Origin of the sequence: Snodgrassella alvi, from assembly GCF_002777855.1 — a bacterium.
Classification (GTDB): domain Bacteria; phylum Pseudomonadota; class Gammaproteobacteria; order Burkholderiales; family Neisseriaceae; genus Snodgrassella; species Snodgrassella alvi_E.
In genome coordinates this window covers 1-22,837 of record NZ_MEIK01000015.1, presented here as the reverse complement: position 1 = coordinate 22,837, position 22,837 = coordinate 1, and the positions used below count along the sequence as shown (strand labels likewise).

Sequence of the window (22,837 nt, the reverse complement as noted above, 5' to 3'; positions counted from 1 at the left end):
TGTTGAATCAAACGGCCAGAATTATTTCTTATCCGGCAGCGCATAAGCAATTACATAATCGCCTACATCCGTAGCATGGCTGGTGCCACCAGCTGAAATCACTACATATTCCTTACCTGTTTTCGGCGAAACATAAATCAGCGGAGCAGCCACCGAACCTACCGGCAGACGCGCTTTCCACACTTCCTTACCTGTTTTCGCATCCAGAGCACGCAGATAATAATCCTGCGTACCAGCAAAGAACACCAGACCAGAAGCTGTAGCCGTAGGACCGCCCAAAGTAGGCATACCAATCGGCATTTGCTGATGCGTCTTAATACCCAGCGGACCAGTATCCTGCACCGTACCCAAAGGTACCTGCCATACCAGCTGCTTAGTGGTTAAATCAATAGCACTCATTGTACCGAACGGAGGCTGCTGACACGGCACACCCAGTGGAGATTGCAGAATATCAATCTTCACCCCACCATAAATACCTGCCACCTGTGGCCGGATTGTACCCATAAAGCCAGGTACTTCATCAGTGGATACCTTATACTGCTTAGCCTGCTCACGAGTGACCAACTGCATACGCAGTGCCATGCGCATATCATTAACAAACATTAGATTGCGCGATTCATCAATCGAAATACCGCCCCAGTTCATACCACCCAATAGACTAGGCCATTCAATATAGGGTTGCGCACCCGGTGGCGTGAAACGGCCTTTGTATACCGATTTCTTAAACAAAATACGGCAATACAACTGGTCAAACGGTGTAATACCCCACATCCGTTGCTCAGTCAGCGTTTCATTTCCGATACTCGGCATACCTACCGAATCCGGCTGCGTAGTCGCCAAATGCTCACCTTCTGCAGCCGGAGCAGTCGGTACAGGGCGTTCCACTACCTTAGTCACAAACTCACCATTACGACGGTCAATCACAAAAATCTGACCGGTCTTAGTGGTCTGAATCAGAGCAGGAACTTTCTGTCCCTTATCATTAGTCACATCATACATCACCGGCTGAGAAGGCAGGTCATAGTCCCACACATCATGGTGAATCAGCTGACGCACCCAGCGCAGCTTACCCGTGCTGGCATCTAGAGCCACCACAGCTGCACCAAATTTTTCTTTAATGTGATTGCGGTCACCGCCCCAGTAATCCGGAGGGCCATTACCAGTTGGTAAGTAAACTTGATTCAGTTCCTTATCATAAGTAGGAATAGTCCATACATTTGGCGTTTCTAAAGTATAGTTCTGACCAGGTTTAGCTAAACCATCCGGTTTACCAATATCCCAAGTCCACACCAGCTTACCGTCACGCACATCAAACGCACGCACCGCACCGGAAGGCTCACCATGCACGATATCACGTACCCAGCCGCCAACCACCGTCAGATGCCCCATCATCACCGGTACCGAAGTTGGGTGATAGCGCTTACTGTTTTCAGTCGGCCCCATATATGTTTTCAGGTCCACATAGCCTTTATTACCGAAACCTGGGCACAACGTACCTTTATCCGCATCCAGTGTAAATAAACGCGCATCAACAGTAGAAACCACAATACGGCGGCGGCATACTGGCTCAGTATAGGCTGCTTTCTCAGCTGCAGTAAGACTTTCGTCCTTATCCATATCATAATAGCCAACACCACGACAGGTCACATGTTCAGCTGTACGCGCTTTTGGGTCAAAGCGCCAAATCAGCTTACCTGTATCCGCATCAATAGCCGAAACCAGATTTTCCGGTGTACACGAATACAGTTTGTCACCAATCTGCAACGGCGTATTCTCATCCACACCAATCGCCTTGCCACTGGTACGGCGGCCGGTATGGAATGTCCATGCCACCTGTAGATTACGTACATTATCCGGATTAATTTGCGTATAAGGCGCAAAACGCGTCCCGTGCTGATTACGGCCAAAAAATGCCCAATCAGCTGGATTACGCGCACTTTCCTGAGCAGCAGCTGCATTCTCGCTAATGGCGACCTGATTACGAATCTCACCATGCGGAAAATATGCCGCAATAAGCGTAGCCAGCAACACCAGGAAAATAACTGCTCCGCCCCAGTTGTAGAAACGGCGAGCCCCAGTCGAAACACCTGAATAACCACTGCCTGACCAGAAAGTCATCATCAGCAGCAGAGCCGGCACTACCAGTCGCGACAATAGCGGCCAGAAAGTCAGCTCCGGTGCATCCACCAATGCCCAGATAAACGTTGCCACAAAAATCAGCAGTGAAACTAAAGCCATACAAGGCTTACGCTTAGCTACCAGCACCGCCAGCACCAAATACGCAATACCGGCCAGCAGATAATACATGGATCCGCCCTGCATCAGCAGCACTATCCCGCCATAGCCCAGCGCCAGACCACTTGCCAGTAAAATCAATACCAGCAGCCAGCGAGGTAAACAACGCCAGCAACCACCTGAAGAACCAGACATCAACTACTCCTAACCTGAAGTGTGTGAATAAAAAATTGCCACCCAACACGCAAAGCCTCCACCCTGCCCGTCAGCCAGCAATCAATACCAATATTTGAAATAATTATTTATAAATCAATGAAATTAAATGACCTAAACAAACAAAATTAAAATAAAATTAACAAAACAGCATTATTATTAACTTGAAAATAAGCCATTGTCAAAAAATTAACATTCAAGCTATAGTTGATAAGTAAAAACAGACCAAGCAAAAAATTAAAAAAGTGCGCTTTTTAAAAAATTTCTGCTCCTAGCCAGTGCAGGCACTCATTTAAATCCAAACAAATCCATAATCTCATTCTTTATCATCACATCAGAGTAGTCATAACAGCCGGACTTACGGCCATAAAAAAAGCGAAACCGCTATTAGTAGCGGTTTCGCCATCATCATAGATACCGGAGCAGTACCGGCAGAATTATTCCGACCTACGCACGGGCAGTTAACGCAGCCACAGCTGGCAAGGTCTTACCCTCCAAAAACTCCAAAAATGCACCACCGCCAGTACTGATATAACTAATATCATCCTTGACACCAAACTGAGCAATCGCCGCCAGCGTATCGCCGCCACCAGCAATTGAAAAAGCATCACTAGCCGCAATTGCCTCAGCCAGCACCTCAGTACCATGCGCAAACGAAGCAAACTCAAACACCCCTACAGGGCCGTTCCAAACAATTGTTCTGGCCGATTTCAGCATCTGTGCCAGCTTTTGTGCTGACTGCGGGCCAATATCCAAAATCATATCATCCGCCGCCACATCTGCCACATTTTTGATTTCAGCCGGCGCATCTGCCGCAAAGCGTTTCGCCACTACCACATCAGTGGGCAGCGGAATATCCCCGCCCTTAGCCGCAATTTTGTCCAGAATCTGCCGCGCATTGTTTACTAGCTCCGCTTCCGCCAGCGACTGTCCCACTGGCAAGCCTTGTGCCAGCAAAAAAGTATTGGCAATCCCGCCGCCAACAATCAAATGGTCCACTTTATCAGCCAAACTCTCCAGAATCGTCAGTTTAGTCGATACCTTACTGCCACCCACAATCGCCACCACCGGTGTTTGGGGATTTTGCAACGCTTGTGACAGCGCATCTAGCTCAGCCGTCAACAGCATACCAGCACAGGCAATACCCGCCACCGCGGCTACCGCTACAGTAGAAGCTTCAGCTCGGTGTGCCGTCCCAAACGCATCATTTACATACACATCACCCAGCGCAGCATAAGCCTCAGCCAGAGCAGAGTCATTTTCTTTCTCTCCAACATTCAGGCGCACATTAGGCAGCATCACCACCTCTCCCGCCTGTAACTGCGGTTTATGCTCACGCCAATCTTCCACTACCCTGACTTCTTGCCCCAGCAGATCGCCTAGACGCTGTGCTACCGGCGCCACACTGTCTTCCGGCTTCGGTGCTCCAGCTTTCGGACGCCCCAGATGCGTCAATACCACAACAGCAGCCCCTTGCTGCAAACAAAAACGGATTGAATCCAGCGAAGCACGAATGCGCGTATCATCTGCAATCACACCATCCTTTACCGGCACATTCATATCCACCCGAATAACAACAGTTTTGCCCGACACATTCTGGTCAGCCAACTTTTTAAACAACATGGTAGAGTTCCCGAAACAAAAAACGCCGACAAAATCGCCTTACCACCCAAAACCGCCCGACGACCACCTCATCAGCGCAACAAACACATAAAAATAGTTATCAAGCACAAAAAACTTGAAAAACTTTGAATTATCTTATAATTTAAATTCAGGGTAAAGTCAGAAACCGGATAAAACCGAAAGCACATATACCCTTAATATAGTTAAAACCATTATCAACCCAATACGTAAGCATACTCAAACAGGATAACATCATGACCCTTGCCTACTGGTGTGTTTTCATAGCCATGCTACTGCCATGGATTGCCGCCTCCTATGCAAAAAAAAGCGGTGGCTTCAGTGCTGACGACAATCATCAGCCGCGCGAATTTCTGGCTAGAGCAGAAGGCAAAGCTGCTCGCGCCAATGCAGCGCAACAAAATGGTTACGAAATTTTCGCCCCCTTTGCCGCTGCGGTTATCATAGCTCATGCCACTGGCGAGGCTGCTCAGTTCACTATTAACTTCTGGAGCATTCTATTCATACTCAGCCGGATAGGTTACCTATACTGCTACATCCAAGATAAATCCTTTGCCCGCTCCTGCATTTGGGGATTAGGCGTCGTGTGCATCATCGCCTTATATATCGCTGCCATCTAAAAGTGTAGTCAGTAGCAATATAAAAACATAACCAAAGCCTACAGACAGCAGTAGTCAGACCAAAAGCCTAACTGCTGCCGTCTACTACGCTATACATCTTCTATTGGAGTCCATACATGGCAAATCACACTGCCTCATGTTTGTGTGGAAAAATTACTTTTTCCCTTGAACTGGAAGATTATTCCATGAGTGCCTGCCACTGCCATACCTGCCGCCAATGGAATGCTGGTCCATTAATGACCATCATGCATACTGGTGAAATTCAATTTCATAACAAAGAGCTGATCACTCATTATCAATCATCAGAATGGGCAGAACGGGCATTCTGTTCAGCTTGCGGCACCCATCTTTACTACCAATTAAAACACAGCGGCCGATACTACATAGCTGCATGGATTTTCAAACCGCCCCTGCCACTGAACTTCAACCTACAAGTGTATATAGACAACAAACCCGACTGCTACACCTTTGCCAATCAAACCCACAACATGACAGAAGCCGACATTCTGAAAATGATTGCAGATAAAAACTAATATACCAGTCACACCCTATCAACAGGTATAGCTTCTGACAAAAAACAAGCCACATAACACATCCGTATTACATGGCTCACATATTCCATTCCTTACTAACACAATTGCGACAACATCACATCCGTTCCACTATCATGGCAATACCCTGACCGCCGCCAATACACAGAGTAGCCAAACCTAGCTGTACATCACGTTTACGCAAACCATACAGCAGGCTTACCAGAATACGTGTACCACTGGCACCAATGGGGTGACCAAGTGCAATTGCCCCTCCATGAACATTGGTTTTATCCATATCAAAGTTTAACTCACGCCCAACCCCGAGAAACTGCGCAGCAAAAGCTTCATTAGCCTCGATCAGATCAATATCTGCCAGAGACAGACCAGCTTTCTGTAAAGCTTTCTGAGTCGCCGGCACTGGCCCAAGCCCCATCAGCGCAGGATCAACACCGGCACTGGCATAGCTGCGAATACGCGCTAGCGGTTGCAAACCTAGGTCCCTAGCTTTACTTTCCGCCATCACCATCACTGCTGCCGCACCATCATTAATACCAGATGAATTACCCGCCGTCACCGTACCTTCGGCGCGGAAAGCTGGTTTTAACTTAGCCAGCCCCTCAGTGGTTGCTTCTGCACGCGGATACTCATCACGAGCAAACACCATTTCACCCTTACGCGACTTAATCGTCACCGGCACAATTTCAGCGTCGAACACACCAGCAGCCACAGCCTGTGCCGCCAGCTGCTGCGAACGTAAAGCGAGTTCGTCCTGCTCCTGCCGGCTAATCTGATATTTTTGTGCAATATTTTCAGCAGTAATACCCATATGATAATGATTGGTTGCACAAGTCAAACCATCATGAACCATCGTATCAATTACCTGCTGATTGCCCATACGAAAGCCCCAGCGTGCTCCACTGTCCAGCAGATACGGTGCACGGCTCATATTTTCCATACCACCCGCAATAACCACTTCTGCATCTTTAGCTGCAATAGCCTGTGCCGCCAAAGCCACCGTTTTCAGACCAGAACCGCATACTTTATTTACCGTATAAGCCGGTACCGTATCATTCAACCCAGCTGCCAGAGCTGCCTGCCGTGCTGGATTTTGTCCCAGCCCAGCCTGCAACACATTACCCATCACAACTTCATCAACCAGCCCCGCATCGACACCGGCACGACTAATCGATTCTGCAATCACTAATCTGCCTAAATCCACCGTACCCACACTGGCCAGCGAACCATTGAAACTGCCTACTGGTGTACGCGCTGCACTAACAATTACCGCATGTTCCATATCTACTCCTTAACCTGACAACTGCCCGTTTTACAAACCTCGCTGGCTGATTGTCATTTCGCAGAAATTTTCTGCAACCACAAATTCAGCCTGTGTTTTGGCCTTAATCGTTTCCAAATCAACGCCCGGCGCATGCTCCTGCAACACCAGCTGTCCATCGACAAAAGCAAACACCGCCAGCTCAGTAACAATCAGATTTACTTTGTTTTTAGCTGTCAGCGGCAGACTACATTTTTTCAGAATCTTCGATTCACCGTTCTTCGTGCAGTGTTCCATACCGATAATCACACGGCGAGCTCCGGTAACCAAATCCATCGCTCCGCCCATGCCCGGCACCATTTTGCCCGGTACCATCCAATTGGCCAGACTGGCTTCCTGATCCACTTCCAGACCACCCAGCACACAGGCATCCACATGGCCGCCGCGAATCAGCGCAAATGAAAACGCACTATCAAAAGTACAGCCACCAGCTGCAATACCACACGGCTGCCCCCCAGCATTCACCATATTCGGATTGGCTTCATCTGGATTAAATGCTGCCAGACCCAGAAAACCATTTTCAGACTGTAAGGTAATATGAACATCTTCCGGCACATAATTGGCCACCTGTGTCGGCAGACCAATCCCCAGATTCACCACATCACCGTCATTAAATTCCAGCGCAATTCTGCGTGCAATCAGCTCTTTTGCATTCATGGCAATAATCCCCTATGCTGGATAAACAATATAATCAATCAGTGCTGCTGGCGTAATCGCTGCATCTGGTGTAATTGCGCCTACTTCAACCACGTTATTCGCTTCCACAATTACCGTTTTCGCCGCCAGAGCAACCAGCGGGTTGAAATTCTGCGCCGCCAGCTCATACACCAAATTACCCAGCTTATCGGCCGTTTTGGCTTCCACAATAGCCAAGTCAGCCTCTAGAGGCAGTTCCAGCAGAAACTCGCGCCCATTCACCTCAATTTTCTGCTTACCTTCCTCAACCACCGTTCCCAGCCCTGTTGGCGTCAGCACTCCGCCCAGACCGGCACCGGCTGCACGAATACGCTCAGCCAAAGTACCCTGCGGCACCAACTCCACCTCAATCTCGCCGGCAATCATTTTTTTACCAGTTTCCGGATTGGTACCAATGTGGGAAGTAATTACTTTTTTCACCCGATTATGCGTAATCAACGGCCCTACACCGGTTTCTACAAATGCCGTGTCATTGCCAATAATCGTTAAATCTTTCACCCCTGCATCCAGAATGGCCTGTACTAATTTGGCGGGCGTACCTATACCCATAAAACCACCAAACATGATTGTCATGCCATCCCACAAATGATTTTTCACATCTGCCAAACTGAGCTGTTTCGTTTTCATATTTTTCTAACCTGAGACAAACCAAAATCTAGACAAAAAGCAACTACCCTTCCAGCCTACATGCACATCAGGGCATATCGTCTTGTCGGCCGGCGGTGCCCACAGCTACCGCCAGCCATTTAGCAATTACTCAATATCCATATCTAGAATTGCGGCGCTTAGCCCTTTGCCATGCATATCATGAGCCAGAGAACGGGTCACCCCGCCACCCAGCGCGCCATACATCACAAAATTCAGCGCACCAATATTTGGCAGCTCATAGCGCACCACCTCACCGGTCACAACGTCAGCAAAAAACGCTTTCACCTTTTCCGGTGTAACAGCCGCTTTCAGACGCTCAAAGTCTTCAGGTTGATAAGCAATTACTGAAATATTAGAAGTATTGCCCTTATCACCAGTACGAGAGTGTGCAATTTCACGTAGCTTCATTATCAAACCTCCAGATAGTCAATGCTGGTTGTCACCAGATTACGCGGAATATAAGTAGAATCCATCGCCACAATTTCTTTGACAGACTTCATTGCACCGCCACCGCCAGCAGGACCATTGGTATACAAAGCTTCCACTTCATTACCCACCACCGCAGCAGCAGCTTTCGTTTCAAAACGGCCGGCTACACGTACACGCACTTCATAAGGTTGACTATTCCGAGACAACGTCGCCCCATGCAAAGAATCCACTCCGATTAAATCGAAACGAACCTCTTGTGGCTGTACACCAGTAATCGCAAAACGTTCTTTCACAATGTCCAAAGCCAAACGACCACGCTCAACCGCACCAGGGCCGGCATAGCTCATCTCACCTTCACCAATAAAGCCATCCTCATACCCCACAGACACCTTCAACGTTTCTGGACGCGCACGGCCGGTACCGCCTGATACCGCCACACGATCCTTACCCACCTGAGTAAACGTTACCTGACTGAAATCAGCAGTCACATCCGGCGTTTTGTACTCATCCGGCCGATGAATTTCATACAGCATCTGTTCTTTACAAGTATCAGGCGTCACCATACCGCCAGAACCTTCAACTTTAGTAATCACCGCATCACCATCCGCACTGATTTCAGCAATTGGAAAGCCTAAACGTGCCAGATCAGGTACATCACGATAGCCTGGGTCAGCAAAATAGCCACCGGTAATTTGGCCGGCACATTCCAACAAATGTCCTAGAATCGTGCCTTTACCCAGATGCGCCCAATCATCCGCTGCCCATTGAAACTCATGCATCATAATAGACAGGAATAAAGACGGGTCAGAAACACGTCCTGCAATCACAATATCTGCACCATTAGCCAGTGCCTGCACCAAAGGTTCTGCACCAATATAGGCGTTGGCGGATACAATTTTCTTGCCACATTGCGAAACCGGTTTTTGCTGTTCATCCAGCAGCAAATCCTGCTGCATGACCTGTTCAAAAACATCATCACCTTCAATAATCGCAATTTTCAGATTTTTAGCGCCTAGCGAACGCGCAATCTCAGCAGTTAACTTCGCAGCAGCCCGCGGATTGGCAGAACCCATATTGGTCACAATCCTAATGCCCTTTTCCAGACAGGCCGGCAATACCGCCCGCATGCGTGCACCCAGCAATTCATTAAAACCAGCATCCGGATTGTGTTTTTTCTGGCGCTGACCAATCGCAATCGTCCGCTCAGCCAAACATTCAAACACCAGATACTGAATATTCCCTTTTTCAGCCAACTCAACCGCCGGCTCAATCCGGTCGCCGGCATATCCGGCACCGCAACCAATTCTGATTTTTTTCATCATCCATACCTCATTACACACAATAATTTACAAACAGCCTTTTACAGCGGGAATACACCCGTCACCACTGCACCAATCGCCATCACAATAGAAGCCAGCCACAAAACCGGAATACTGAATCTCTGATGATCGGCCAGATCCACACCACACAGACTGCATAAGAGAAAAGTAGCAGGCGTCAGCGGACTTACCGGAAAACCTGTAGTCATCTGTCCCAGCAAAGAAGCCTGTGCCACCTCAATCGGCGGGAAACCGCCAATATTCGCCACTACCGGCATAATGCCGAAATAATAAGAATCAGGATCAAATACCAGACTCAGCGGCATCGCAATCAGACTGACAATAAACGGAATATGAGAAGAAAGCGCATCAGGCACAAAATGACCAGCAGAAACCGCCATCGCCTTAAGCATGCCGGATTCACCCATAATGCCCGTGAACACACCTGCCGCAAACAAAATCGAGGCCATCATCAGCGCACCCTTAGCATGCGCATTAATTCGCGCAGATTGCTCAGCCGGTTTACGGTAATTCAGCGTCAGCGCAATACAGCAGGCCACCATAAAAATAACAACCGGCGGAATCTTAGTGGCCACCATACCGGTAATCACCAAAACCACCAGAATAATATTCGGCCAGAATAAATGCGGACGACGCAGTTTGCGTTCTTCCTCAGTCAGCTCTTTAGGCGCAAAATGCGTTACCGCATTTTCATCACCACCAGCACCGGCTGTAGCTCCAGCCAGCCCCAAACGCCGTTCTTCCTTACGACCCCAGTACCAGCCCATAAATACCATGAATGCCAAACCGCAAATCTGTGCGGGAATCAAAGGCGTAAACAAATCATGCGTCGATACATCCAAAGCAGCCGCAGCGCGAATCATCGGCCCCGTCCAAGGCAGAAAATTTACACCTGCACTCAATGCCGTAATACCGGCCAGAATTCTTTTATCGATGCCCAACTTGTCATACAAAGGCAGCATCGCCGGTACAGTTATCAGAAAAGTCACCGCACCATTACCATCCAAATGCGCAATCAGCGCCAGCACACCCGTACCGATAATGATTTTCTTCGGACTGGTACCGACAACCTTCAGAATTTTGGCAATAATCGGATCAAACATCCCCGCATCGCTTACCACACCAAAGAAAATAATGGCAAACACAAACATAGCCGCCATCGGTGCCAGTTTCGCAATCCCCGCCACCACCATCTTAGGAATCGTGGTGTAATGTGGCACAATTTCCTGACCACCATCGAACAATGGCACAGCATAAAGCGCAACCACCGCTCCCAGAATCGGAATCGTAATTAAAGCGACAATCGGCGATAGCCGCTTGCTCATAATACAAAACAGCAAAGTTGCAATAGTTAATATGCCTATTAAAGCCAGCATAAAAGTCCCCTTTTTGGGTCGTTATTAATAAAAAAAAGAATCAATATCCAACAATGCAGCATTCTCACCATAACGACCCACCCTGTCTAATCGATTAAAAAGATGGATTAATAAAGAAAATCGATTAATCAAATCCGCTTTAAAAAACATTGATAAAAAAAAAATAAACTTTGCAGAAAATATGCTATCGTAGAAAATGATAAAAATAAAAACCGGCAATTAATGATAAATGAATATATCAATCAAACAAATAAAAGCTTTTCTCGCATTGGTTGAAGAAGACAATTTCACCCGGGCCGCACAGAAAATTCATTTATCTCAGCCTGCATTCAGCAGCCTTATAGCTAATTTAGAACAGGAAATTGGCTACCGCCTGTTTGACAGAGATACCCGCAAAGTTTGCCTAAATGAAAACGGTATCCACTTCATCAAACTGGCACGTGAACTCATGTTTGCTTACGAACGAACAACCAAAGAAATACGTTCTCATGCCAATGCCTATAAGGAAAAACTAATACTCGCAGTCATGCCCTCCATCGTCGTGCAATGGGTGTCGCAGCTGCTAGCCACCTTTCATCACCAGCATGCCAACATCAAAGTCGAACTGTTAGACACACAATGGGACTTATGCCTACAAGCTTTATTACAAGGACACGCCGAGCTGGCCTTAACCGCCAAATCCCCGTCTTTAACAGAAATATCATCTGAATTTCTTTTTTCAGATAAATTTCATCTTATTTGTCATATCAACCATCCACTGGCGTGCAAAGATAATATCCAACTCAAAGATCTACTGGAATATGACATGATAGGCTTCACTAAAGGCACTAGCATCCGCCATTATGTCGATAAGATTGTTGATTTATTTGGAATTAATTATGTAATTGAAGTCAGCCAGCTTACCACCATGATGGGGCTGGTTGCTGCCAATTATGGCATTGGACTGGTGCCCAGACTGACCTTATTTCAGTTTGAGCACAACAATTTGGTCGTCAAAGACGTACAAGATATGAATCTGGAAAGATCCATATATCTGATAAAACACAAAGAACGAAAACTCTCAGCACAGGCGGAGAATTTTTACCACCATATCAAAGCCAACATCTTCAGCGATTAAATACGCATAAAAACTAGAATAACCCTATTTTACAGCTGTAGCCGGACGCGCACGACGCTGGCCGGATGCAGAACGAGATACAGCAGGCGAAGCAGTACTACCGCTCACACTAATTTCATACTGCAACTTCTCATAAGTAGCTTTACCTATACCCTTTACCTTCATAATATCCGCAGTAGAAGCAAAAGGACCATGTGCATTCCGATATTCCACAATCGCCTGCGCTTTTACCGTTCCAATATTCGGTAAGGATTGTAGCTGCTGTGCTGTAGCAGAATTAATATTTACCGCTGCCCGCACCGAAACCATAGCCAACAATAATGTCAGCAGCACAAACATTTTCCGCATTTGCATTTCCCCTGCATATCCACTTGAAGAATTGAACACATCCTTACACTCAGAATGTGCCAAAAGCATAAAACACAAATAACATTTATGCAAATATTATTTTTATACCCATTCAGTAATTCATATAGCACAAATACCCAAACAACCCACCACAAACCAAACATAAAAAATATACTTTCCTTGAAAGGTTTGCACAGATTCAGGATAATCCATACCGGATAAACCCTGTCCCATACAACAAGGTTTAGAACCTCACTAAAACAAAGCTGATTCAGGCAGCTGTCACCCTTCATCAAAAGGCAACTTCATGGCATCACATCAGGCTAACGCAATTCGCTTTCTAGCAATGGACGCAATTCAACAGGCCAACTCCGGCCACCCTGGCGCACCAATGGGCATGGCCGAAATGGCAACTGTACTGTGGCGCGAATTCCTGCAACACAACCCGGCAAATCCTAAATTCTACAACCGTGACCGCTTCATTTTATCCAATGGCCACGCCTCCATGTTGCTGTACAGCCTGCTGCATCTGAGCGGCTACAACCTCAGCATAGAAGACCTGAAAAACTTTCGTCAGCTGCATAGCAAAACACCCGGCCACCCCGAGTATGGCTACACTGATGGCGTCGAAACCACCACCGGTCCTCTGGGACAGGGCATCGGTAATGCAGTTGGTATGGCATTAGCCGAAAAAATTCTGGCAGCCCGATTCAATAAACCCGGCTTCAACATCATAGATCATTACACCTACGTTTTCGTCGGTGATGGCTGCTTAATGGAAGGTATCTCACACGAAGTATGCTCACTGGCCGGCACCCTCAAACTAGGCAAACTAATTGTTTTATATGATGACAATAACATTTCCATTGATGGCAAAGTAGACAACTGGTTTAGCGAAAACATTCCTGAACGCTTTGCTGCTTACGGCTGGCATACCGTGGCCAATGTAGACGGCCATGATGAAGCCGCCATCCGCGCAGCCATCACCGCCGCTAAAGCAGAAACAGATAAACCATCTATCATATGCTGCAAAACCAAAATTGGAAAAGGTGCAGCTAATAAAGAGGGTAGCCATAAAACCCACGGCGCCCCACTAGGTGCCGAAGAAATTGCCGCCACACGGACAGCCCTTAACTGGACACATGCGCCCTTTACCATTCCACAGGAAATCTACGACGATTGGAATGCAGCAGCAGCCGGCGCAAAACTGGAACAAGACTGGCAAGATTTATTTAGCCATTACCAGCAGCAATATCCGGCTGAAGCAGCCGAATTCTTGCGACGCATGGATGGCAAATTGCCAGAAAATTTTAACGAACACGTGCAAAACGCACTTGAACAAGTATGCAATAAAGCAGAAAAAGTAGCCACACGTAAAGCCAGTCAGAACAGCATCGAAATTCTGGCGCAAATCCTGCCAGAGTTTGTTGGCGGTTCAGCCGACCTTACTCCCTCCAACCTTACCGACTGGTCCGGCAGTAGTACAGTAACAGCCACAGACGGCGGCAACTACATCCATTATGGCGTGCGCGAATTCGGCATGGCAGCCATTATGAATGGCCTAAGCCTACATGGTGGTATTAAGCCGTTTGGTGCTACTTTCCTAATGTTTAGCGAATATGCACGTAATGCCCTGCGCATGGCCGCACTGATGCGTATCAATCCGATATTCGTATTTACTCACGACTCAATTGGCTTAGGAGAAGACGGCCCTACACACCAGCCTGTGGAACAAATCGCTACCTTACGCCTCATTCCGAATATGAGTGTATGGCGTCCGTGCGACAGCGCAGAATCATTGGTAGCTTGGGCTGATGCCGTAGCTGCTGAAAACCACCCAAGCTGCTTGATTTTCAGCCGTCAGGGATTACCTTTTATGCCAAGAACCAGCCAACAGCTAGCAGATATACGCCGTGGCGGATACGTGTTGAAAACCGCAAATGAAAAAACAACACAGGCCGTACTGATTGCCACTGGTTCCGAAGTTGAACTAGCCATTAATGCGCAAAGCAAACTAGCCGAAATGGGCATAGACACCACCGTTGTCTCTATGCCCAATACCAATATCTTCGACAGGCAAGATAAAGCTTATCGCGACAGCGTCTTACCAGCCGGCTTACCTCGTATTGCCATAGAAGCTGGCGTCAGTGATTCTTGGTACAAATACGTAGGCAACAACGGAGCTATTATCGGCATCAACCGCTTTGGTGAATCTGCGCCTGCAGAGCAACTCTTCAAAGAATTTGGCTTTACCGTTGAACAAGTAATTGATGTGGTTAAACGCCTAATTTAAATCAACTCGTAAAAAAGCCAGCAATAGTTGCTGGCTTTTTTATATCAGATCAATTCTCATCAATCTTTTACATTAACATGGCGCGTTTCTGGCATCATCAACATCGCTATGATTGAAAATACACTGGTAACCACCACATAATAAGCAGGGGAAACGGCACCAAAATGCTCTATTAACCAAGTTAACACAAACTGCGCCGTACCTCCGAACAATGTCACACCAATCGCATAAATTAACGATACACCCGTTGCGCGCAACGCAATCGGCATCATTTCTGGAATTGCCACCAAACTACTGGCACCACTCATTCCTGTTAACAACGTAACTGTCATCGTCACCAGCAACAACATTGCCACACTTTCAGTTTTTACCAACATATAAAACATTGGCACAATCAGCAACATCAAAGCCACACGTGGCCAGAGCATAATACTTTTGCGCCCATATTTATCAGCTAGAAAACCCGCAAGCAGAGAAAACAGAAACATCATTATCCCGCCCAAAACAGTACTAATTTGAGCAACTGCCGGATTCAACTCAAGCGTATTAATAGCAAAAGTAGTCATATAATTGCCAACCTGAGCCGTAATAGCAGTCGACATCAAAGCTAAAATACCCAGAATAACTTCTTTTCGATAACGCGTGAATATTAATTTTATTATCTGAGAATCACTATGATAGGCTGGTTCTTCCAAAGTTTCCGGTAAAGCACGGCGAATATAAACAGCAATCGGAATTAATGCCAGACTTACCAGAAATGGTATACGCCATCCCCAACTAGCCAACTGCTCGGAACTCAGTGTAGCAGAAACCACATAACCTACCACTCCGCCTACAGCCACTGCAATACCCTGACTAGCCATTTGCCAGCTGGCATAAAAAGCGCGTTGATTAGGAGGCGCTGATTCGATAAGCATAGATGAAGCCGGACCAACCTCTCCACCTAGCGCCAAACCTTGTACTAGACGAGCCAACAGCACAATAATTGGGGCAGCAACACCGATACTTTCATAACTAGGCGTAGCAGCCAGTCCCAGCGTACCAATCGTTATTAACGTTACCGTTAAAATCATGGCAGCTCTACGCCCTTTTTTATCTGCATAAGTGCCAATTAAGAGTCCACCAAGAGGACGAGTAAAAAAACCAACACCATAAACAGCCACAGCAGTCAGCAAGCTGATAAATTTATCATCGTTTGGAAAAAAAGACTTTGCAATATAAACAGAGAAAAACGAATAAATAATAAAATCGTAAAATTCTAGTGCATTACCCGCTACTGCCGCAGCAATCGCCTTCGCCGGTGGCTTCCTGTGTTCAACAGCCTCTTGGCCTGTATTCATATCAAAACTCCCTGATTAAAAAAAGATCAAAACAGAATTATTTTAAAAATCTTTCTGCCAGCGCCACCCAGTAAGTGGCACCAATAGCAATATTCTTGTCATTAAAATCATAATAAGGATTATGCAGATCAAAACCAGAAGCAGCATCCTTTTCCTTCAGACCATTACCAATAAATAAATAACTTCCCGGACACTTTTCCAGCATAAACGCAAAATCTTCACTACCAGCCATAGGTTGCGTCTGGTCTACAATATTTTCTTCTGCAACCACATCACGGGCAACATCACGGGCAAATTGTGTTTCCTTACTCGTGTTAAATACAGGAGCATACCCATGTTGATAATCCACAGAAGCCACCACATTAAAACTTTGTGCCTGAGCCTGAGCTATAGCCTCAATACGTTCCTGCAACATCTTACGTACTTCCGGCTTAAAACAACGCACAGTCAGCTTTAATTCAGCTTGTTCCGGTATCACATTATTGGCTACACCTGCATGGAACATACCCACAGTCACCACTGCTGAATCAAGCGGATTCACATTACGAGACACAATTGTCTGCAAAGCCATCACAATAGAAGAAGCAGCCACAATAGGGTCGTGCGTATTATGTGGTTTCGCCCCGTGACCACCTACCCCTTTAACCGTAATCGTAGCCACATCAGAAGAAGCCATCATCCAGCCATCATAAAAATGCAACTCACCCTGAGGATAACCAGGCATATTGTGCATACCATATACCGCATCACACGGATATTTTTCAAAAAGGCCGTCAGCAATCATCTGCATTGCGCCGCTACCCGATTTACCATACTCTTCAGCCGGCTGAAAAATCAAATTCAGCGTTCCATTAAACACCTTTCTACTTGCCAGCACTTTCGCTGCTGCCAACAACATCGTCGTATGCCCATCATGACCACAGGCATGCATCTTCCCTTCATGTTTACTCGAATGCGTCACACCACTTTCTTCCAGAATCGGAAGCGCATCCATATCAGCACGAATACCGACACTCTTTGAACCATCACCAACACGAAGCTGGGCAACTAAACCGGTGCCCCCAATTCCTCGCTCAACTTGATAACCCCATTGCTCCAACATACCAGCAACCAGATCACTGGTACGATTTTCAGCAAAAGCCAGCTCAGGGTGTTGATGAATATCATGACGTAGCTGAACAAAAGTATCCAATTCAGCCTCTACCATTTCCCTCACTGCTTTCATAAACATACCCTTACACATATTATTTAAAAGAAAGGATTATAGCTTAACAAACATAATTTTCATTGACAAAAAAGAATAATTAAAAACAGAATTTGATTTTATAAACGATAATTATTAGGAACCTATTATATAAATATATGATTTATTTAAATAGATTACATATTTATATCCAAAAATCAAACTAATAACTTAAATTTTTTTCAACATTATTAAAATTAAGTTGTTAATTGATAGATTAATATCCAAAAAAAATTTAAAAGAAAATGCACTTTACATCAAAATATAAAGTGCATTTAAACATTAAAAACGTATTATCCAGCTTTTAATATATATCAAAATATTAAATTCTCACAAAAATTCAATATTCTACCTAAATTTCATATCTCTATTAAATATCAATAATAAAATTAGCGCAAACATGGCAACCAAAGGTAAAACCCAAACATAGCGCCAAGTAACAGGAAAATAACTAAGCTTTAACACACCATTCCATTGTGGTGGGACTGAAACTTGCACTAAAGATCCAGAATCATCCGCAACAACAGGTAAAGAGTGATCGTTAATTTTTGCAGTATAACCAAACCACCATAAGCGAGGAAAAATAAGAGTTAACACCTCTTTATGTTCTGGGATTCTAATTAAATCAATATTATTTTGATGTGATAAGACATTAACGCCCGCAATATTAGGAAATACAAAAGGAGAATTTCTGTTCCATCCTATAGTTTTGTCAAACGATAGCGAAACATAAAGATCATTTTTGCTACCAGCATTTTGAACCACGGTATATCCACATTGCTCAAACTGAGAACTAAAAGCAGAATAATTAGCTTTATCTACAATAATTGTGCTAATACGCATCAATTCAGCCTGACAAACATGAGATTTGTCAGATAATTGCAAAATATTCTTTAAAGCCATCTCAGGCTTGAAAATACCATGCGAAGTTTGATTTGCAGGCAGAACCTTATCTAATCTTTTATTACCAACCGGAGTATAACCATTTATTGATTTAATACCATAAAAACCAAACAGAGCAGAAGCAATATCATTAAATTGTCTAATCTGTTTTAAATTAGTATTATCAGGAAGCGATAAAACATAGCCTTCCAAATTGACATTTTTAGGTAAACTAATTTGCTCTGCTAAATCAGTATGTCTTGAATAATAGCCACCCAAAGTTGGCAATCCATTTAATATAATTAATAGTATTAATAAACTTAACCCTACCATTGAAAATGAGCTTTTTCTCTTTATAAACATAGGGCTCAATAAAAGTAACCAAATTGAAAAAATCTGCAACACAACAAAAATAGGATGGAGATTCCAAGAATTAAAAAAAACAAATATTGACGACAAAAGAATAAAACACAAATATTTCTTATTCAAATTTGCCAAAATACTTTTATCTAAAAAAAATAAATCGCGCTCCAATAAAAATAAAATTAATATAAAACATAAAATCAGCGCAAATGTATCAAATCCGGCATAAAAAGGTAATCCAAGAAAAAAACAGCCCAAGATAATGTATAAAACAAAAGAAACTTTTTTATTTAAATTTATACCTTTCTCATTTACACCTTGAGCAAATTGCAAAATATAGAATACAGCTAAACACTCAAATAAACTTAGAAAAGGTAAAAAGCGAAAAGGCCAGCGAAAAGGTCCAAACTGACTGGGCATTTGTGACAAAACAAAAAACGCAATCATTAAAGTCAAAAATAATTTTAAATTGTCATTTTTTTGCCATAATGATTTCACATTGTAGTAAAAAAAAACTATTGGCACGAATAAAGTTGAAAAACCTAAAGGAATGAGTATTAATTTATAGCTAAAATAAGTCATGTAATCATAAAATGTAGGGAAAAAACCCATAAGGATTGTTGCCCAAGACGGTATAAAAGCTTTATTTTGGTTATCAAATCCACTAACACGGTTAATTAACTCATGTGAAAAAATATATTCAGAATAAATCGGTAAAGCAAAAATAAAAGCCAAAATAGTAGGTAAACTTAAATAAAATGCTTTATGCAATCCATTAAACTGTTTTAGTTGATAAGCTACACTGACTACAACAAAAACAACGTACCCGATGACACCATGTGGCCAGCCAGCTGCTAACAAAAAAATGACTGAAATAAAATTTAAAACAATATTTGTTTTAGAAAAATGATTTTGAAGTAACAAAAAAGTGGCAATAGAAACCATGGCCCAAGCCTGCCCACTAGCTGCATTCCACCATGCACCTAAATACTGATAAAGAAAAATTGGCTGAATCACAGCTAAACTAGCAAATGCATAAGCATAACAATTTTGCAGTTTGAACGTTTTAGCAATAGACAAAGACGAAAGGCATACTAATACAATATTAATGAAAGCTAATACCCGTCCAGGTAACTGAATATCATCAAACTTGTAAGTAATGAGAGAAACGAGAATATTTTGCGGCAAAAAAATTCCTCTATCTAAATCAATCACTTCATTACCGCCAAAATACATCGAATCAACAATTAAAGGTATTTTACCCTGTGACCATATATGGCCCATCTGTTTGAAAAAACCCAGCATTTCAAATTCGGCATCATCAACACAAAAAAAATCGTTCTGAAACAAACAACAAATAGTTATAACAGTAATAGCATAAAAAAAAGAAAATAACAGAGCCTGTTTAGGGTTAATTTTATTTTGGTTCATCAATTTTTATCCGAATCATTAAGATTATTACAAGCGGCACATATCAACTCAATATCGGTACTAGACAGAATTCATACAAATTATCGAATCATCTTATCAGTATCTGACATAAACTTTTGATCAACGTTCGCAAACAGTACTTTAAATAGGTGTGTTATAAAAATCATCAAAACTGATACGCCAAGTACAGTGAATCCAGAATGAACCTGCTAAACAAATAGTCCGGAATTGAAATGTACTAAAATGGCTTATAACCCTATTCTAGAATTAATAACAGCAAGTAGAAAATATTTCTGCAACTCTTCCACTTTCTAAATTTATAAATATCTAGCCAATAATATGATACCTATAATTAAAGCCAGCAAAGCTAGGCTTTTTTTATCCTGAATTAAAAAAACAATTGGATCCTCATTCATCAAACCACGTTTTGTCATCATCCATAAGTTACCTATCAAATAAATCATGAGGAGCTGCACCAACCACAATAAAGCGGGGACATGATAAAGAACAATTGTTTCAGATGCAGTAATGTATAGACCAAATAGAATAATGGCTCCGATATAGGTGCTTATACCCAAAGGCCAAAGTATATCCAAATCGGATTTAATATAACCCCTACCAGCAATTACTTTTTTTTCATCTGGCATAGCAATCAGCTCAGTACAACGTTTAACTGTAGCTAGACTTAAGAAAATGGAAATTGAAAAAGCTAAAAGCGGATAGCTTAAATCAATATTTGTAACCACACCTCCAGCAAAAATTCGGATGGTATACAAAACAGACAAAATTATAATATCAAGCAATATAATTTGTTTTAATCTCAAACTATATATAGTAGTTATCAATAAATATAATAAAAAAACACTAAAAAACATCCAAGAAATATTGATAGCAATAATAGCAGCAATGATTAATAGTACTAGACTGGCTGTTATACCTTGTACGATTGATAACTTTCCCGATGCGAAAGGGCGCTGCATTTTATTACTATGGACACGATCATTTTCTATGTCCCATAAATCGTTAAGGATATAAGTTGCTGATGCACCTAAAGAAAAAGCCACAAATCCGACAAAAGTTGTAAATAATTTATGCAAATCAAAGAACTGAAAAGCAGTTAACAGAGGAACAAAAAGTAAAATATTTTTTAGCCATTGATGTATGCGAATCGCTTTCATCCAGATAGTGATGCTAAAACCTGTATTTTCCCATTTCTTTAAAACAGGTGTTCCAGATTGTTGAATCTTGAGAGTTAATTGATTTACTTTTTTTCCTACTACAATTGCACCACATGCTTCATTCCAGATTACTAAATCAGCAACATTATCACCGGCATAAACAAATTCTTGACCAATCTTTTCCTGTATGGCATTGAGTTTATTAATACCTTTTAGATTTTGCCTAGAATTAGTAGCAATAACATCATCGAAGCATTGAAGATAGTTAGCAGTTTTTTCTGCAATACCTTCATATGCAGCAGTGGCTAGGTAGATTTTTCTTCCATTTTGTTTTTCATGCCAAATATATTCGAGTAGTTCTTGGCGATAAGGCATTTGTTCAGCACGATAACCTGTCTGCTCATAAACAAATTTTTTTAATTCTACCTTGCTATGAAAACATAACTTGATCAGTTTAAAAATTACATAAGGTTTTATCTTAATCAAGGCTATTAAATTTTCATGTAACGAATCAGTCAGAATTAAAGTTCCATCTAAATCCACTACAAGTGGATGACTAGATTCTTGCACTATTTTTCCTTAGCAAATCAAACAAAAAAAAATAATTTTATATATAACAGTCAATACCATCAACATATAGATTATTTATCTTGATTAAATCAGATATCAAACAAATAAAGAACAACTTTCCCTGATTTAGAAACAGTTATGAGTAAATATATAGTTAATAATTTTATACTAATTATACCCGCCCCCACACAGGATTTGACTACAGCAACAGCAGGCAAGCAATCTATTTCCTCTTTGGCCGGGAAACGACCGGCCTGCCGCAGGAGTTCGCACAGGCCAGAGCAGATCACTGCCTGCGTATCCCTCAGACTTCCCATATCCGCTCATTGAATCTATCCAACGCAGCGGCCATTGTGTTGTACGAAGCGCTACGGCAGCAGGGGTTCGCTGGTTTGTCTTAACCAGTTGCGTTTCCATTTAGCACAAAGCAAAGAACCCAGTAGATAGTCTACTGGGTTCTTCTTAATGGGTGTCTGGCGGTGTCCTACTTTCACATGGGCATCCATACTATCATCGGCGCTAGGTCGTTTCACGGTCCTGTTCGGGATGGGAAGGCGTGGGACCAACCCGCTATGGCCGCCAGACTTTAAACTGTCAAATCAGAAAGCCTTAATCTTGGTGATGCTTGTATTCTCATCAGTAAGCTTTATCATTTACCTTGCACACCTTCTGTGTGCGAAGTCCTTCAAATGATAGAGTCAAGCCTCACGAGCAATTAGTATCGGTTAGCTCCAAGTGTTACCACTCTTCCACACCCGACCTATCAACGTCCTGGTCTCGAACGTCTCTTCAGAGGGATTAAATCCCTAGGGAAGTCTCATCTTCAGGCGAGTTTCACGCTTAGATGCTTTCAGCGTTTATCTCTTCCGAACTTAGCTACCCGGCGATGCGACTGGCGTCACAACCGGTACACCAGAGGTTCGTCCACTCCGGTCCTCTCGTACTAGGAGCAGCCCCCGTCAAACTTCCAACGCCCACTGCAGATAGGGACCAAACTGTCTCACG

The 22,837-nt window shown here is 43.6% G+C and carries 17 protein-coding genes, 2 rRNA genes and 1 pseudogene; 5 read left to right on the top strand and 15 right to left on the bottom strand.

Annotated features, from left to right (window positions below; translation table 11 throughout):
- Positions 1–21: 21 nt before the first annotated feature.
- Complete coding sequence (locus tag BHC43_RS00880; protein ID WP_100156213.1) at positions 22–2,430, bottom strand: membrane-bound PQQ-dependent dehydrogenase, glucose/quinate/shikimate family; 2,409 nt, start codon at positions 2,428–2,430, stop codon at positions 22–24.
- A gap of 465 nt (positions 2,431–2,895) precedes the next feature.
- Complete coding sequence (locus BHC43_RS00875; protein WP_100156212.1) at positions 2,896–4,071, bottom strand: phosphoglycerate kinase; 1,176 nt, start codon at positions 4,069–4,071, stop codon at positions 2,896–2,898.
- A 254-nt stretch (positions 4,072–4,325) separates the two neighbouring features.
- On the opposite strand from BHC43_RS00875, the gene BHC43_RS00870 reads away from it, so the two are divergent.
- Positions 4,326–4,709 carry an MAPEG family protein gene (locus BHC43_RS00870; RefSeq protein ID WP_100139632.1) on the top strand — a complete coding sequence of 128 codons (384 nt, stop codon included), beginning with the start codon at positions 4,326–4,328 and terminating at the stop codon, positions 4,707–4,709.
- A gap of 116 nt (positions 4,710–4,825) precedes the next feature.
- Entirely contained in the window at positions 4,826–5,242 is a 417-nt protein-coding gene (locus BHC43_RS00865; RefSeq protein WP_100156211.1) for a GFA family protein, read from the top strand.
- 115 nt (positions 5,243–5,357) lie between these two features.
- On the opposite strand, the gene BHC43_RS00860 is transcribed toward BHC43_RS00865, so the two are convergent.
- From BHC43_RS00860 to BHC43_RS00835, 6 genes are all read right to left on the bottom strand, one after another.
- Positions 5,358–6,539, bottom strand: coding sequence for an acetyl-CoA C-acetyltransferase (locus BHC43_RS00860; protein ID WP_100156210.1), 1,182 nt, complete (start codon positions 6,537–6,539; stop codon positions 5,358–5,360).
- A gap of 30 nt (positions 6,540–6,569) precedes the next feature.
- Positions 6,570–7,235, bottom strand: coding sequence for a 3-oxoacid CoA-transferase subunit B (locus BHC43_RS00855; RefSeq protein WP_100152153.1), 666 nt, complete (start codon positions 7,233–7,235; stop codon positions 6,570–6,572).
- A 12-nt stretch (positions 7,236–7,247) separates the two neighbouring features.
- Complete coding sequence (gene atoD, locus BHC43_RS00850; protein WP_100152152.1) at positions 7,248–7,901, bottom strand: acetate CoA-transferase subunit alpha; 654 nt, start codon at positions 7,899–7,901, stop codon at positions 7,248–7,250.
- 126 nt (positions 7,902–8,027) lie between these two features.
- Complete coding sequence (locus BHC43_RS00845) at positions 8,028–8,330, bottom strand: AtuA-related protein (RefSeq protein ID WP_100139627.1); 303 nt, start codon at positions 8,328–8,330, stop codon at positions 8,028–8,030.
- Between the two features lie 2 nt (positions 8,331–8,332).
- Positions 8,333–9,670, bottom strand: a complete 1,338-nt coding sequence (locus BHC43_RS00840; RefSeq protein WP_100152699.1) for an acyclic terpene utilization AtuA family protein — start codon at positions 9,668–9,670, stop codon at positions 8,333–8,335.
- A 41-nt stretch (positions 9,671–9,711) separates the two neighbouring features.
- A complete protein-coding gene (locus BHC43_RS00835) occupies positions 9,712–11,067 on the bottom strand; it encodes a CitMHS family transporter (RefSeq protein ID WP_100139626.1) in 1,356 nt (451 codons plus the stop codon).
- 229 nt (positions 11,068–11,296) lie between these two features.
- Between BHC43_RS00835 and BHC43_RS00830 the strand changes: the two genes are divergently transcribed.
- Positions 11,297–12,184, top strand: a complete 888-nt coding sequence (locus BHC43_RS00830) for a LysR family transcriptional regulator (RefSeq protein WP_100156209.1) — start codon at positions 11,297–11,299, stop codon at positions 12,182–12,184.
- A 24-nt stretch (positions 12,185–12,208) separates the two neighbouring features.
- Here the strand turns inward: BHC43_RS00830 and BHC43_RS00825 are convergent, their stop codons facing one another.
- Positions 12,209–12,532: a ComEA family DNA-binding protein gene (locus BHC43_RS00825; protein ID WP_100152698.1), complete on the bottom strand. Its 324-nt coding sequence runs from the start codon at positions 12,530–12,532 to the stop codon at positions 12,209–12,211.
- A gap of 307 nt (positions 12,533–12,839) precedes the next feature.
- On the opposite strand from BHC43_RS00825, the gene tkt reads away from it, so the two are divergent.
- On the top strand, positions 12,840–14,825 hold the full coding sequence (gene tkt / locus BHC43_RS00820; protein WP_100152150.1) for a transketolase: 1,986 nt from the start codon (positions 12,840–12,842) through the stop codon (positions 14,823–14,825).
- Positions 14,826–14,884: 59 nt separating this feature from the next.
- Here the strand turns inward: tkt and BHC43_RS00815 are convergent, their stop codons facing one another.
- The 4 genes from BHC43_RS00815 to BHC43_RS00800 all read right to left on the bottom strand — a co-directional run bounded on the left by BHC43_RS00815 (position 14,885) and on the right by BHC43_RS00800 (position 21,832).
- On the bottom strand, positions 14,885–16,165 hold the full coding sequence (locus BHC43_RS00815; RefSeq protein ID WP_100139623.1) for an MFS transporter: 1,281 nt from the start codon (positions 16,163–16,165) through the stop codon (positions 14,885–14,887).
- A 37-nt stretch (positions 16,166–16,202) separates the two neighbouring features.
- A complete protein-coding gene (locus tag BHC43_RS00810) occupies positions 16,203–17,390 on the bottom strand; it encodes a M20 aminoacylase family protein (protein ID WP_218966440.1) in 1,188 nt (395 codons plus the stop codon).
- A 366-nt stretch (positions 17,391–17,756) separates the two neighbouring features.
- Positions 17,757–20,084 carry a hypothetical protein gene (locus BHC43_RS00805; protein WP_100156207.1) on the bottom strand — a complete coding sequence of 776 codons (2,328 nt, stop codon included), beginning with the start codon at positions 20,082–20,084 and terminating at the stop codon, positions 17,757–17,759.
- Between the two features lie 317 nt (positions 20,085–20,401).
- On the bottom strand, positions 20,402–21,832 hold the full coding sequence (locus BHC43_RS00800) for a UbiA family prenyltransferase (RefSeq protein WP_180297400.1): 1,431 nt from the start codon (positions 21,830–21,832) through the stop codon (positions 20,402–20,404).
- Positions 21,833–22,047: 215 nt separating this feature from the next.
- Between BHC43_RS00800 and BHC43_RS00795 the strand changes: the two are divergent.
- A pseudogene (locus BHC43_RS00795) lies at positions 22,048–22,233 on the top strand (tRNA (cytidine(34)-2'-O)-methyltransferase); the annotation flags it as partial.
- Between the two features lie 70 nt (positions 22,234–22,303).
- Here the strand turns inward: BHC43_RS00795 and rrf are convergent.
- Positions 22,304–22,416, bottom strand: a 5S ribosomal RNA gene (gene rrf, locus BHC43_RS00790).
- 110 nt (positions 22,417–22,526) lie between these two features.
- Positions 22,527–22,837: ribosomal RNA gene (locus BHC43_RS00785) — 23S ribosomal RNA — on the bottom strand; the annotation flags it as partial.